Origin of the sequence: Halomonas sp. NCCP-2165 (assembly GCF_023708045.1) — a bacterium.
In the GTDB taxonomy this organism is placed as follows: Bacteria; Pseudomonadota; Gammaproteobacteria; order Pseudomonadales; family Halomonadaceae; genus Bisbaumannia; species Bisbaumannia pacifica.
This window is the reverse complement of sequence record NZ_BRCY01000006.1, coordinates 1-13,372: the sequence shown is the minus strand read 5'-3', so window position 1 is coordinate 13,372 and position 13,372 is coordinate 1. Positions and strand designations below refer to the sequence as shown.

The following is a 13,372-nucleotide window of genomic DNA, read 5'->3' as shown; positions in this document are numbered from 1 at the left end:
GGCGACTCTGGCGTTAGAAGTCCTTGCAGATCCGCAGGGCGTCGTAGATGGCCGCGTGGGTGTTGCGCGGCGCGGTGCAGTCGCCCAGGCGGAACAGCAGGAAGCCGTCGCCCGCCTCGCTCAGGCAGGGCTGGGGCTGGATGGCGTAGAGCGCCTCCAGGTCCAGCTGGCCCTTGTTGCGGGACTGCTCCTTGAGGGCGTAGTAGAGGCCCTCGTCGGGACGCACGCCGTTCTCGACCACCACCTGGTCGACCACCCGCTCCTCCAGGGCGCCGGTGTACTCGTTCTCGAGCACCGCCACCAGGCCATCGCCCTCCCGGTAGACCTTATGCAGCATCAGGTCGGAGGTCATGATCACCTCCTTCTCGTAGAGGCTGCGGTAGTAGGTCGGGAAGGTGGTGCCGCCCACCGCCGCGCCCGGCTTGATGTCGTCGGTGACGATCTCCACCTTGGCGCCCTTGTCGGCCAGGTAGTCCGCCGCCGAGACGCCGGAGAACTCGCAGATGGCGTCGTAGATCAGCACGTTCTTGCCCGGGGCCACCTTGCCGGAGAGCACGTCCCAGGTGCTGACCACCAGGCTCTCCTCGGGATTCTTCGAGTAGCCCCACTCCGGGAACTGGCTGAGGAAGGGCTGGCCGCCGGTGGCCAGCACCACGATATCCGGACGCAGGTCGAGCAGGGTCGCCTCGTCGGCGCGGGTGCCCAGGCGCAGGTCGACATTGAGACGCGCCAGCTCCAGCTGATACCAGCGGGTGATGCCGGCGATCTGATCGCGCTGCGGGGCCTGGGCGGCGATGGTGATCTGCCCGCCCAGGCTATCTGCAGCCTCGAAGAGGGTGACGTCATGGCCGCGCTCGGCGGCGACGCGGGCCGCCTCCATGCCGCCGGGGCCACCGCCGACCACCACCACCTTGCGCTTGGGCCCTTCGCTCTTCTCGATGATATGCGGCAGGCCCATGTACTCGCGGGAGGTGGCGGCATTCTGGATGCACAGCACGTCCAGGCCCTGGTACTGGCGGTCGATGCAGTAGTTGGCGCCCACGCACTGCTTGATCTGGTCGATCTGGCCCATCTTGATCTTGGCGATGATGTGCGGGTCGGCGATATGCGCCCGGGTCATGCCCACCAGGTCCACGTAACCGCCTTCCAGGATGCGCTGGGCCTGGTTGGGGTCCTTGATGTTCTGGGCGTGGATCACCGGCACGCTGACCACTTCCTTGATACCCGCCGCCAGGTGCAGGAAGGGCTCCGGCGGGTAGGACATGTTGGGAATGACGTTGGCCAGGGTGTTGTGGGTATCGCAGCCGGAGCCGATCACGCCGAAGAAATCGAGCTGCCCGGTGGCATCGTAGTAGGCGGCGATCTGCTTCATGTCCTCATGGGAGAGGCCGTCCGGGTGGAACTCGTCGCCACAGATGCGCATGCCCACCACGAAGTCGTCGCCGACCTCGGCACGCACCGCCTTGAGCACCTCCAAGCCGAAGCGCATGCGGTTCTCGAAGCTGCCGCCCCACTGGTCCTCGCGCTTGTTGACCCGCGGGCTCCAGAACTGGTCGATCAGGTGCTGGTGCACGGCGGACAGCTCGACGCCGTCGAGACCGCCCTCCTTGGCCCGGCGCGCGGCCTGGGCGAAGTCACCGATGATGCGCCAGATCTCCTCCTCCTCGATGGTCTTGCAGGTGGAGCGGTGCACCGGCTCGCGGATGCCGGAGGGCGACAGCAGGGTCGACCAGTCGTAGCCGTCCCAGCGCGAGCGGCGCCCCATATGGGTGATCTGGATCATGATCTTGCCGCCGTGCTTGTGCACGGCATCGGCGAGATTCTGGAAGTGCGGGATGATCCGGTCGGTGGAGAGGTTCACCGAGCTCCACCAGGCCTGGGGGCTGTCGATGGAGACCACCGAGGAGCCGCCGCAGATGCACAGGCCGCAGCCGCCCTTGGCCTTCTCTTCGTAGTACTTGACGTAACGGTCGGTGGTCATGCCGCCGTCGGTGGCGTGCACCTCGGCGTGGGCGGTGCTGACGACCCGGTTACGGATGGTGAGCTTGCCGATCTCGATCGGCTGGAAGATCGCGTCGAATGCCATGGTTCTCTCTCCTCGTTCCCGGGACTTAGCGGGCGGTGCCGGTCAGCGGCTGGGTCTCGAAATAGCCCACCTCGCAGCCCTCTTCGGCGGCGCTCTGGGTCTGCTCGGCGACGGTGCGCAGGTCGCTGCCGCGGGCGGCGAGGATCTGGTCCATGGCGCCGGCGAACCAGCCGGTGAACATGTACTCGATCTTGCGACCCACCTTGCCCAGCTGGTAGACGAAGGCGCTGTGCTCCAGGCGCACCCGGCAGGTGCCGGCGTCGAGGTCGATGGCCTCGGTGATGAAGTGGCCCCAGCCACGCTGGGAGAGGCGCGTCATGTAGTGTTCGAACACCGCCTCACCCTCGAGGCCGTGCATCTCGGCCTCCTTCTCGCACCAGTGCCAGGCGCTCTTGTAGCCGGCGTGGTAGAGGATCTCGGCGTACTTCTCGGCGCCCAGCGCCTCCTCCACGGCCACATGGTTGTTGATAAAGAAGTGGCGCGGCACGTAGAGCATGGGCAGGGCATCGGTGGTCCAGACGCCGGTTTCGCTATCCACTTCGATGGGCAGTTCGGGGGCCATCTTGGTCACGGGAAGATTCCTCGAGTTGTCGTTATTCAGAGATAGAGAGAAGCAACGGGGATCAGGCGCCCCAGACGTCCTTGAGGACGCGCACCCAGTTCTCGCCCATGATCTTGCGCACCTGGGCCTCGCTGAAGCCGCGACGCAGGAGCGCCTCGGTCAGGTTGGGGAACTCGCCGATGGTGCGGATGCCCTCGGGATTGATGATCTTGCCGAAGCTGGTCAGGCGACGGGCGTAGCCCTTGTCGTGGGTCAGCCACTCGAAGAAGCTCTTGTCGTGGCCCTGGGTGAAGTCGGTACCGATGCCGATGGCATCCTCGCCGACGATATTCATCACGTACTCGATGGCCTCGACGTAGTCGTCGACGGTGGCGTCGACGCCGGCGCGCAGGAAGGGGGTGAACATGGTCACGCCGACGAAGCCGCCGTGGTCGGCGATAAACTTCAGCTCCTCGTCGGACTTGTTGCGCGGGTGCTCCTTGAGGCCGGAGGGCAGGCAGTGGGAGTAGCAGACCGGCTGCTTGGACTCGAGGATCACCTCCTCGGAGGTCTTGGCGCCCACGTGGGAGAGGTCGCACATGATGCCGACGCGGTTCATCTCGGCGACGATCTCGCGGCCGAAGCCGGAGAGGCCGCCGTCGCGCTCGTAGCAGCCGGTGCCGACCAGGTTCTGGGTGTTGTAGCACATCTGCACGATGCCCACGCCCAGCTGCTTGAAGATCTCCACGTAGCCGATCTGATCCTCGAAGGCGTGGGCATTCTGGAAGCCGTAGATGATGCCGGCCTTGCCCTCTTCCTTGGCCCGGGTGATGTCCGCGGTGGTGCGCACCGGGCGCACCAGGTCGCTGTTCTCGGCCATCAGGGCATTGGTCTTGACGATATTGTCGACGGTGGCCTGGAAGCCCTCCCACACCGAGACGGTGCAGTTGGCGGCGGTGAGGCCGCCGCGACGCATGTCCTCGAAGAGCTCACGGTTCCATTTGGCGATGATCAGGCCGTCGATAACGATGGCGTCGTCGTGCAGTTCGCGGGGGGTCATGGAAGGTACTCCGGCAGTGTCGTTGACTTGCCGGCAGCATAGCGCCGCCCCCCTCCCCCCCGGCGCTTGGAAGCGACCGGCAAAATTCCAAAAACGTCAGGGGTGTCGCAATCGCGATAAGGGTCCTCGATCGCCCCGGAATCCGGTCGCGATCGCGTCGTATTTAGCGCTTGGAATAGCCACCGGGGTGGTAGGAGCCTGCTTCAGCAGGCGATCCGGCGGAAAACATCGCCGAGACGCCGGATCGCGGCTAAAGCCGTTCCAGGTAGGCGGCGCCGCCCAGGTTGCGCATCTGCTGGCGAATCCAGGAGGCGCGCTGGGCGACCTCGGCCGAGGGACGCGCCGCGTCGCGGCCCCGGGGGTTGGGCAGGATGGCGGCCAGCAGGCTGGCCTGATGGGGGCTGAGTCGGGCCGCGGAGACGCCGAAGTAGTGCCGGGCGGCGGCCTCCAGGCCGAACACCCCGCTGTCCCACTCGGCGATATTGAGATAGACCTCGAGGATGCGCTCCTTGGGCCAGAGCGCCTCGATCAGCAGGGTGAACCAGGCCTCCAGCCCCTTGCGCACCCAGCTCCGGCCGGTCCACAGGAAGAGGTTCTTGGCGGTCTGCTGGCTCAGGGTGCTGGCGCCGCGCAGCCGGCCGCCGTTGCGGCTGGCCTCCCAGGCGCGGCGTAGCTCCACCAGGTCGAAGCCGCGATGCACGGGGAAACGCTGATCCTCGGCGGCGATCACCGCCAGCTTGGCGTGGTTGGAGAGCTCGTCCCAGGCTCGCCACTGCTGTTCGATGGCGATCGGTTCGCCGGCGATCCACGACTGCACCTTGCGCTCGACCATCACCATGGAGCCGAACACCGGCACCACGCGAAACAGCAGCACCAGCAGCACCGAGACGGCGACGAAGCCGAGCAGGGCGAGCAGCAGCATACGGGGCAGGCGACGAAGCCAGTCGGCGAGCATGGCGGGTCTCATCGAAAAACGGGGGCCCAGTATACGGCAAAGCCGCGCCCCGATAAGGGACGCGGCTTAACGCTGGCGGTGTCGCGAGGGGATGGGTTACAGGGGCACGCTGGCGTAGGTGGGCTCGCCCTTGGCCTGGGCCAACGCCAGCACGGCGCTGGAGACCGGCGCATCGGGGCCGTCGTCGCCCTGGGCCAGGCCGGCCAGGGCCTTGGTGTGGAGCGGCTCGGCGACCGGCGCCCGGGAGCCGATGCCCAGGCGCTCGTCCCGGGGCGGGATACCGAAGTACTCCCGGTAGCACTTGGAGAAGTGCGGGGTGGAGACGAAGCCGCAGGCGGAGGCCACCTCGATGATCGACATCGGCGTCTGCTTGAGCAGCTGGCGGGCCCGGGTCAGGCGCAGCTTGAGGTAGTAGCGGGACGGCGAGCAGTGCAGGTACTTCTGGAACAGCCGCTCCAGCTGGCGCCGCGAGACATCCACGTAGTGGGCCAGCTCGTCGAGGCCGATGGGCTCCTCCAGGTTGGCCTCCATCAGGGCGACGATCTCCAGCAGCTTGGGCTGGGTGGTGCCCAGCACATGCTTGAGGGGCACCCGCTGCTGGTCCTGCTCGCCGCGTACCCGGTCGTAGATGAACATCTCGGAGATGCCAGCGGAGAGCTCGCGACCATGATCGCGACCGATCAGGTTGAGCATCATATCCAGCGGCGCGGTGCCGCCGGAGGCGGTGGCCCGGTCGCGGTCGATGGAGAACAGCCGAGTGGTCAGGGCCACCCGCGGGAAGGCCTCCTGCATGGCGGCCAGGCACTCCCAGTGGATGCTGGTCTCGTAGCCATCGAGCAGGCCGGCGCGGGCCAGGGCCCAGCTACCGGTACACACCGCGCCGAGGCGCCGGGACTGGCGGGCCTGCCCCTGCAGCCAGGCGATATGCTCGCGCTGCACGCTGCGGCTGGGGCCGATGCCGCCGCAGACGATCACCATGTCCAGCGCCAGGGGCATGTTGGTGGCGGCGTCCGGGGTCACCTGGAGGCCATCGCTGGCGCGCACCGGGGCGCCGTCCAGGCTCAGGGTGTACCAGCGGTAAAGCTCGCGACCGGCCAGCTGATTGGCCATACGCAACGGCTCGATGGTTGAGGCCAGGGAAATCAGGGTGAAGTTGTCGAGCAGCAGGAACCCCAGGGTCTGGGGGGAGCTAGCGGCAACGGGGGTGCTGGTGGTCATGGTCGAGTCTCCTCTGAGCCGACGATCGTCATGGCGATCGTTTTATGCTTGTGTCGTCGTGGTCGGCGGCGGCCCCGAAAGCGCCATGGTTGTCGCGTATAGGCAAGCCTTGCGTGAAATGTACCCCCTGTGTCGCGCAGTGACATGACAAATTTGGCTATCAGGAAGCAATAGGTTATTGCACTCAGACAATAACGTCGTTTCTGGATAAGCCGACGTCGCTCCCATTGCGGGAGCTACCCTATCGCCACAGGCGGCCTGGGATCGTCCTGCGGCCGATATCGTTCGGCACAGCCGAACTCCCACAACCCCAGTGGCCACTCAAGCTATTGTGGGAGCGCGGATTCCGCGCGATTTGGCGCCCCAGGCATGACCTCACCTCCATCGCCGATACGTCGGACCGCTGCTGAAGCAGGCTCCTACCACCCCAGTGGCAGTCCCCACCCCGTAGGAGCTGGCTTTAGCCGGCGATTTGGCGCCGCAGTCGCCCCCACCCCGTAGGAGCTGACTTCAGTCGGCGATTGGCGCCGCAGGCGCCCCCTTGGCAGCCACCCACAAAAAAGCGCCGCACAGGGCGACGCCGTAGGGAAAGCTTGGGTCCCGCAACAACGACTCAGCGGTTCTTGTGCAGCCGCTCCGCGTGGTAGCGCAGGTGGTCGTCGATAAAGCTGGCGATAAAGAAGTAGCTATGGTCATAGCCCGGGTGGCGACGCAGGGTCAGCGGGTGGTCGTGCTCGGCACACACCGCCTCCAGGCGCTCCGGCTTGAGCTGCTCCTCCAGGAAGTTATCCGCCTCGCCCTGGTCGATAAACAGCGGCTGGCGCGAGGCGCCCTTGGCCACCAGCTCGCAGGCGTCGTACTGGGTCCAGTTGCCCACGTCGTCGCCCAGGTAACCCTGGAAGGCCTTCTGCCCCCAGGGGCAGGCGCTGGGATTGACGATGGGCGCGAAGGCCGACACCGAGCGGAAGCGCCCGGGGTGGCGCAGCGCCAGGATCAGGGCGCCATGGCCGCCCATGGAGTGGCCGCTGATCGACTCGCGACCATTGACCGGGAAGTGCTGACGCACCACCGAGGGCAGCTCCTCGGCCACATAGTCGTACATGCGGTAGTGGCTCTTCCACGGCGCCTGGGTGGCGTTGACGTAGAAGCCGGCACCGGAGCCGAAGTCGTAGCTGTCGTGCTCGCCGGGCAGGTCGGTGCCCCGCGGGCTGGTGTCCGGGCAGACGATGGCGATGCCCAGCTCGGCGGCCAGGCGCTGAGCGCCGGCTTTCTGCATGAAGTTCTCGTCGGTGCAGGTCAGCCCCGACAGCCACCACAACAGCGGCACCCGCTCGCTCTCCGCCTGGGGCGGCAGGTAGATGGCGAAGATCATCTCGCAATCCAGCGCCCGGGAGCGATGCTTGTAGCGCTTGATCCAGCCGCCGAAGCTCTTGGTGGCCGATACCAGTTCCAGGCTTTCAGACATGGTCATCCGTGCTCTCCTTGGGCCCCGCCGTGGCGGGGCCGCCTCTCGAATAAAGTCGCCTTAGTAGTGGAGTACGCTACGGATGCTCTTGCCCTCGTGCAACAGATCGAAGGCCTCGTTGATCTTCTCGAAGGGCATGTCGTGGGTGATGAACTCGTCGATCTTGAGCTCGCCGTTCATGTAGCGGTCCACGTAGCCCGGCAGCTCGCTGCGGCCCTTGACGCCGCCGAAGGCGGAGCCCTTCCAGACCCGGCCGGTGACCAGTTGGAACGGACGGGTGGAGATCTCTTCGCCGGCACCGGCCACGCCGATGATGATCGACTCGCCCCAGCCCTTGTGGCAGCACTCCAGGGCCGAGCGCATCACGTTGACGTTGCCGATGCACTCGAAGGAGTAGTCGACGCCGCCGTCGGTCAGGTCGACGATCACCTGCTGGATAGGATCGGCGTAGTCCTTGGGATTGACGAAGTCGGTGGCGCCGAACTGGCGGGCCAGCTCGAACTTGTCCGGGTTGACGTCGATGGCGATGATGCGGCTGGCCTTGGCCATCTGCGCGCCCTGGATCACCGCCAGGCCGATGGCCCCCAGGCCGAACACCGCCACGGTGGCGCCCGGCTCGACCTTGGCGGTGTTGAGCACGGCACCGATGCCGGTGGTCACGCCGCAGCCCAGCAGGCAGATCTTGTCCAGCGGCGCCTCCTTGGAGACCTTGGCCAGGGAGACCTCGGGCAGCACGGTGTATTCGCTGAAGGTGGAGCAGCCCATGTAGTGGTGCAGGGTCTTGCCCTCGAAGGAGAAGCGCGAGGTGCCGTCCGGCATCAGGCCCTGGCCCTGGGTGGCGCGCACCGACTGGCAGAGGTTGGTCTTGCCGGAGAGGCAGAACTTGCACTTGCCGCACTCGGCGGTATAGAGCGGGATGACATGGTCGCCCGGCTGCAGGCTGGTGACGCCCTCGCCCACCGCCTCGACCACGCCGGCGCCCTCATGGCCCAGCACCGAGGGGAAGAGCCCTTCCGGGTCGGCGCCGGAGAGGGTAAAGGCATCGGTATGGCAGACGCTGGTGGCCGCGATGCGAACCAGCACCTCGCCGGCCTTCGGGCCCTCCACGTCGATTTCGACCAATTCCAACGGCTTGCCGGCTTCCAGGGCAATAGCGGCACGTGATTTCATAGCGGTTCCTCGACAGCGAGTGACACGGTAAAGGGGCGCCAGTTTTCGTACTGAACCTAGGGTGGCGCCGAATACCTGCAGTCTAGGTGATGGGTCGGTGGCGGATAAATCGGGTCGCCGGCACAAGATTATTGTTACTGAGCAACAATCAGCCAAGGGGTCGTCCGTCATGCAACGTTGGGACCGTATCGAAGCCTTCGTCGAAGTGGTGCGCCTGGGCACCTTCTCGGCGGCGGCGCGCCATCTGCAAGTCTCCAACTCCCATGTCAGCCGCCTGGTGGGCCAGCTCGAGAACCAGCTGGGCACCCAGTTGCTCTACCGCACCACCCGCCAGATCCGCCTCACCGATGCCGGCGCCCTCTACTATGAGCACTGCCGCCATCTGTTCGACGGCTTCCGCGAGGCCGAGGCGGCGATCACCGACTTCCAGGCCCGCCCCAAGGGGGTGCTCAAGCTGACCGCCGCCACCACCTTCGGCGAGCGCTTCGTGGCGCCCCTGGTCAACGACTTCCAGCGCCTGCACCCGCAACTGGAGGTGCAGATGCACTTCACCAACCGCCAGGTGGAGCTGATCGACGAGGGCTACGATATCGCCGTGCGCATGGGGGTGCTCAAGGACTCGACGCTGATCGCCCGGCGCCTGTGCGAACGCCGCGAATATGTGGTGGGCTCCCGGGCCTACTTCGAACAGGTCTCGCGCCCGCATAGCCTGGCGGAGCTCAGCAACCACCGCTGCCTGGTCGGCAGCCGCGACTCCTGGCTGTTCGAGGTGGAAGGCGTGCGCCGGGAGATTCGCGTGCAGGGCAAGTGGCGGGCCGACTCCGGCCCCGCCCTGCTGGACGCCGCCCTCAAGGGGCTGGGCCTGGCCCAACTGCCCGACTACTACGTGGAGGAGTACCTGGCCAGCGGCGAGCTGATCTCGGTGCTGGACACCTTCCGTCACCGGGACACCGCCGTCTGGGTCGTCTACCCCCGCCACCGCCACCTCTCCCCCAAGGTGCGGCAGTTCGTCGATCATCTGGTGGCGTATTTGCCGGGGAGCTTGCCGAAACGGAGGGAGGTGGGGGTGGAGGTGTGATGCCCGCAGTGGGGGTGTGTCAGGGGAAGACCGTTACATACAGGTGGGGTTTTGCAACAGCCTCAACGCCGCGTTAAGTGGTGAGCAACGCATACCACTTAACTTAAAGTATTGTTCCGTAAAAGCTAAAGATGAAGCAAAACGAAAATTTCGAGCATTGGAAATCCTCCCTAAACGCTTTATTAAGTAAAAATTTCCCCCACTTCCGCTGAACAAGTGATATCGATCGAAGGACTCAACATAAGACAAACATGACAATGCTTTTCCACCGCTTCTTGAGCTGCTTGCAAAATGTCAGACTCTTGAAAACCACAGCCATGCACTGTAAAGTGCAGGTTTGCCGATTTATATAAACGAGGTTCTGATTCTGTCAGGGTGAAAGTAACCATATTTTCCAAACCCTTAACTTCAAAACCTTGCTCTCTCAGTAACAAGACCACATCCGTCGCACTACATGAACCTAAAGCCGACAATAGAACTTCCGTTGGACAAGGAGCTTTCTCACTTGCAGCATCAACATTAAACGTAAAACCGCCTTCACTTAACACTTTAAAACGACAATCACCATCCCACTTTATATCGACACTCATACTTTCCTACTTTTTATATCACTAGTATTGGTTACACTTGACGCCTGCATAAACGGCGGCTTGTGCGCAGCGAAGCGGAGAAACAGCCGCCCGGTGGAGGGCCTTTAGGCCTGGAGCGTATTTGATTCACTTGTTATTTTGACTTGCCTCGCCCGCATTGGACAAACCCAATTACCAAAACAACCACAAACAGAGCGAGCATAGGAAACAGCACGTAGTCTAAATAGCCTACCAATGCAGAAATCCCAAAGAGCGCAAACAACCAAACGAGAACTGGAGTGAAACAACAGAGCGCTGTAATCACTCCACCAATGGCACCCACCTTTATTAAACGCTTTCCGTTCTTCATATATTTAATGACAGGATTGATCTAGTTGGACGGGGGGCACGGCGTATCACCGTAGGAGCAAAATACACAACAATCACCTTGCTTCGGTTTGAGCAGAGCTCGGCAGCTCTTACATTCATAAAAATACTGACAAGCGTCTTCAGGCATTGTCTCCACCTCCTGATGCCCGCACTCTGGGCACGTTATTTCCGACCTGAGCTTGGGTTTCATAATTCACTTTCCTCGAGAATGGATTTTCCGAAAACATAACGCCCGCATTTGCGGCTGGTTTGGAGCGCAGCGGAAAACCATTCCGAAACATGCGCTTGTTAAATTCAGCCACCTTTGATCTGCTTCGCAAGATTGGCTAGTTGCGATAATATATTTCCTGTTTCGCTTTCCTTGGAATCACTAGAAGAAGAGACTTCAGAAAATACTGTTTTTGCAACATGCACCCTAAGGTCTTCAGCGTTTTTAGAATCCATAAGCTCAACATATGGGTCTAAGGTTGTCAGTATGTGCTGTCGACGCCTATTTGTAATTTCGTTTACGCGATGCTTTCCAGACTCTTTCGCAAAATAAAATGCAGGGACGAAAACCACTAATGAAAGAGGGATTCTGCCAACTACTTTTACCCAGTCAAAAACATAGTTTCCATTTTCAAATATTAATCTTACTTCAGGCAAAACTAAGAAACCAACTCCCAAAAGCATTAAAAGCGACGCAAACAGTCGATATCTATTAGCGACCTTCTCTTCATTATTTGCATAAGAAGAATATGCTCCAGCCTGTAGTGTATTAATGGTAACGCCATAAACTTTGGAAGCATCATCCTGAAGTGTAGTTAATACCTCAATTATTTTACCTGCCTTTAGGGAAAGACTGGCAAACTCCTCATCCACTTTATTTTTATATTTTTCAATATTTTCTTCTGAGCGTTGAGAGTATTCTTCCAGCTCTTTTTCAAACTTCTCAGATCGTGACTTTTCACTTGATTGGTACTGAGTGTTAAATTCAGACGTTTGCTTTTGAATTGTTTGCTCAACATTTTCAATTTGAACGCTCAACTCTGCCAAATTAGCCTCCCTCTTCTCAACCTCACGATCTAATTTAGTAATATATTCAGATAAATCACTAACGGATTTTTCAGTCTCATTTTTATATTTTGATATGTATGACCCGATTGTTTCTGAATATGCACTTACAGATTCTTTGATGTTTTCAGGGCTAATCGCATGTATTGAAGCTGGAGTTTGTTGAAATTGAACAAGAAGCGTATCCGCATGATTATTTGCGTTTGTTAGATGGCCAGAATTTTTATTCCCCTTGTATGCATTGATTTCGTTAATACAATTTTGTGCAGTCTTTTGGAGGTTTGTTAAATGGTTGAATGGAGTTAGTTCAGGGTCAATACTTTCAAAAGCCCCATTCAAATAGGATATTACTTTTCTCAGCCTCGCAACATCCTCAACAATGTCTTCCGTAGCTCCTTCAACAAGGGTCTCATCTTGAGTCAACTCTAATAGGTTAGCCCATACACCTATTAGAGCATGATTATTGAACCTATCTATCCATTTAGACATTACCTGTTCTCCGGTAGGAATTTAACGCCTTAATAACTGGCAATAAAATAGTTGGCTAAAATTAGCGACGAAGGAGCCAAAAGCCAACTGTTTTTTGTCCTTGTTTATTAACTTGTTAGGGTTGTTTTGCCAACTTTCTGTTCAAAATACTTTAAATCGGATGGTTCAATATCAGAACTCAACAGCTCAATTAATTCTGAATTTATCGGATAATAACCACCATTCACGTAGCCAAAACCACCAATGTAGATCTCTTCTGGATTTACTTCACTAGTTATAGAGTATGCGTAACCATCAAAATTATATTTCGACATCATCCTAAGAACAGCGATAAGAGTATTAAAATCGACCTCTCTACTGAAAGACAAATGATTAATTTTAGGGATGTTTTTAGTATTTGTTGTACCAAATATTTTACTTATCGATATATTGCTATCTTTTAACTCTTTTCTTATTGCTTTAAAATCAGGCAGGTAATCACAAAGTGCTATTTTGTAATGAGGTGGCCAAGGATATGTTTTTTCCTTTTCTACGAGGCTTTCAATTTTATTAAAATCGGAGCTCTTTAACTCTGACAAAGTTATTAATTCTGACTTTATCTCAGATATTTCTGACAATATGTTTTCATCCTTAGAGACAGACACATACTCACTGGTACTTTTATCAAGATATTGAGAGCAGTACTCATCTTCTTGTAACTGAGGCCTGAATTTAGTTTGAAGAAGAAAAATGGCTCCTAGAAATACAGGAACATTAATTACGGACGCAATGACTAAAGTCCCTTTTAGCCAAGTCGGCTCACCAATACCTATAGCCGTCCCCAAGAAAGCACCATTTACCAATATCAACCCCACAAGCCAAGCTGCAACCAACTGAATAGGTTTAGTTACTTTATTTGGCTCGATTTTTTGTGTACTCATTTAATCTCCGTAGATTGATACAACCCTAACAGGTATTAGACGGCGCGCTCTATGATTGGATCAACGTGCCGGCACGTTCGTCCGACAAATGCAGCCTGCCGATTGACTACAACCCACTGATTTTCAAATAAATTAATTATAGATTGGCGTCATAAGCAGAATTCGTGCGCCTGCTGCTTTTGCCGATTTCAATCATACTCGGTGGCTAGCTGCTGAGGTGGCGAGGGCTCAAGGCACGCTACCGCCCCTACCCTGCGTCTTATGATGGCGGCCGCCATCCATGCGGTAGTCCCTGCGTGCGTGTTGTCGTCCCTGACCCTCTCAGCGGCCTTAGTAATTCAGAGTAAGCAAGGGTGGTGGGGGATGCAAAGGTTGGGG

The 13,372-nt window shown here is 59.2% G+C and carries 13 protein-coding genes; 1 reads left to right on the top strand and 12 read right to left on the bottom strand.

Annotated elements, in window-relative coordinates; translation table 11 throughout:
- Positions 1-13: 13 nt before the first annotated feature.
- The 7 genes from dgcA to NFU04_RS04655 all read right to left on the bottom strand — a co-directional run bounded on the left by dgcA (position 14) and on the right by NFU04_RS04655 (position 8,495).
- Positions 14-2,086: a dimethylglycine demethylation protein DgcA gene (dgcA, locus tag NFU04_RS04685; protein WP_251308343.1), complete on the bottom strand. Its 2,073-nt coding sequence runs from the start codon at positions 2,084-2,086 to the stop codon at positions 14-16.
- A 25-nt stretch (positions 2,087-2,111) separates the two neighbouring features.
- The gene (locus NFU04_RS04680) at positions 2,112-2,657 is read right to left on the bottom strand and encodes a DUF5943 domain-containing protein (RefSeq protein ID WP_251308342.1); all 546 of its coding nucleotides are present in this window, start codon (positions 2,655-2,657) and stop codon (positions 2,112-2,114) included.
- A gap of 52 nt (positions 2,658-2,709) precedes the next feature.
- On the bottom strand, positions 2,710-3,687 hold the full coding sequence (locus NFU04_RS04675) for a dipeptidase (protein WP_251308341.1): 978 nt from the start codon (positions 3,685-3,687) through the stop codon (positions 2,710-2,712).
- 250 nt (positions 3,688-3,937) lie between these two features.
- Positions 3,938-4,642 carry a monofunctional biosynthetic peptidoglycan transglycosylase gene (gene mtgA / locus NFU04_RS04670; RefSeq protein WP_251308340.1) on the bottom strand — a complete coding sequence of 235 codons (705 nt, stop codon included), beginning with the start codon at positions 4,640-4,642 and terminating at the stop codon, positions 3,938-3,940.
- Between the two features lie 96 nt (positions 4,643-4,738).
- Positions 4,739-5,860, bottom strand: a complete 1,122-nt coding sequence (gbdR, locus tag NFU04_RS04665; protein WP_251308339.1) for a choline metabolism transcriptional regulator GbdR — start codon at positions 5,858-5,860, stop codon at positions 4,739-4,741.
- Between the two features lie 613 nt (positions 5,861-6,473).
- Positions 6,474-7,331: an S-formylglutathione hydrolase gene (fghA, locus tag NFU04_RS04660; RefSeq protein WP_251308338.1), complete on the bottom strand. Its 858-nt coding sequence runs from the start codon at positions 7,329-7,331 to the stop codon at positions 6,474-6,476.
- 54 nt (positions 7,332-7,385) lie between these two features.
- On the bottom strand, positions 7,386-8,495 hold the full coding sequence (locus NFU04_RS04655) for an S-(hydroxymethyl)glutathione dehydrogenase/class III alcohol dehydrogenase (RefSeq protein WP_146801520.1): 1,110 nt from the start codon (positions 8,493-8,495) through the stop codon (positions 7,386-7,388).
- Between the two features lie 169 nt (positions 8,496-8,664).
- On the opposite strand from NFU04_RS04655, the gene NFU04_RS04650 reads away from it, so the two are divergent.
- Positions 8,665-9,573 (top strand): LysR family transcriptional regulator, encoded by a 909-nt coding sequence (locus NFU04_RS04650; RefSeq protein WP_251308337.1) that lies wholly within the window; start codon positions 8,665-8,667, stop codon positions 9,571-9,573.
- A gap of 182 nt (positions 9,574-9,755) precedes the next feature.
- On the opposite strand, the gene NFU04_RS04645 is transcribed toward NFU04_RS04650, so the two are convergent.
- The 5 genes from NFU04_RS04645 to NFU04_RS04630 form a co-directional block, all read right to left on the bottom strand.
- On the bottom strand, positions 9,756-10,163 hold the full coding sequence (locus NFU04_RS04645) for an OsmC family protein (RefSeq protein ID WP_251308336.1): 408 nt from the start codon (positions 10,161-10,163) through the stop codon (positions 9,756-9,758).
- 133 nt (positions 10,164-10,296) lie between these two features.
- Entirely contained in the window at positions 10,297-10,512 is a 216-nt protein-coding gene (gene merF / locus NFU04_RS04640; RefSeq protein ID WP_251308335.1) for a mercury resistance system transport protein MerF, read from the bottom strand.
- A gap of 21 nt (positions 10,513-10,533) precedes the next feature.
- Positions 10,534-10,722 carry a GDCCVxC domain-containing (seleno)protein gene (locus tag NFU04_RS16345; protein ID WP_285835114.1) on the bottom strand — a complete coding sequence of 63 codons (189 nt, stop codon included), beginning with the start codon at positions 10,720-10,722 and terminating at the stop codon, positions 10,534-10,536.
- Positions 10,723-10,826: 104 nt separating this feature from the next.
- Positions 10,827-12,074 carry a hypothetical protein gene (locus tag NFU04_RS04635; protein WP_251308334.1) on the bottom strand — a complete coding sequence of 416 codons (1,248 nt, stop codon included), beginning with the start codon at positions 12,072-12,074 and terminating at the stop codon, positions 10,827-10,829.
- Between the two features lie 107 nt (positions 12,075-12,181).
- Positions 12,182-12,994 (bottom strand): hypothetical protein, encoded by an 813-nt coding sequence (locus NFU04_RS04630; RefSeq protein ID WP_251308333.1) that lies wholly within the window; start codon positions 12,992-12,994, stop codon positions 12,182-12,184.
- Positions 12,995-13,372: the final 378 nt, after the last annotated feature.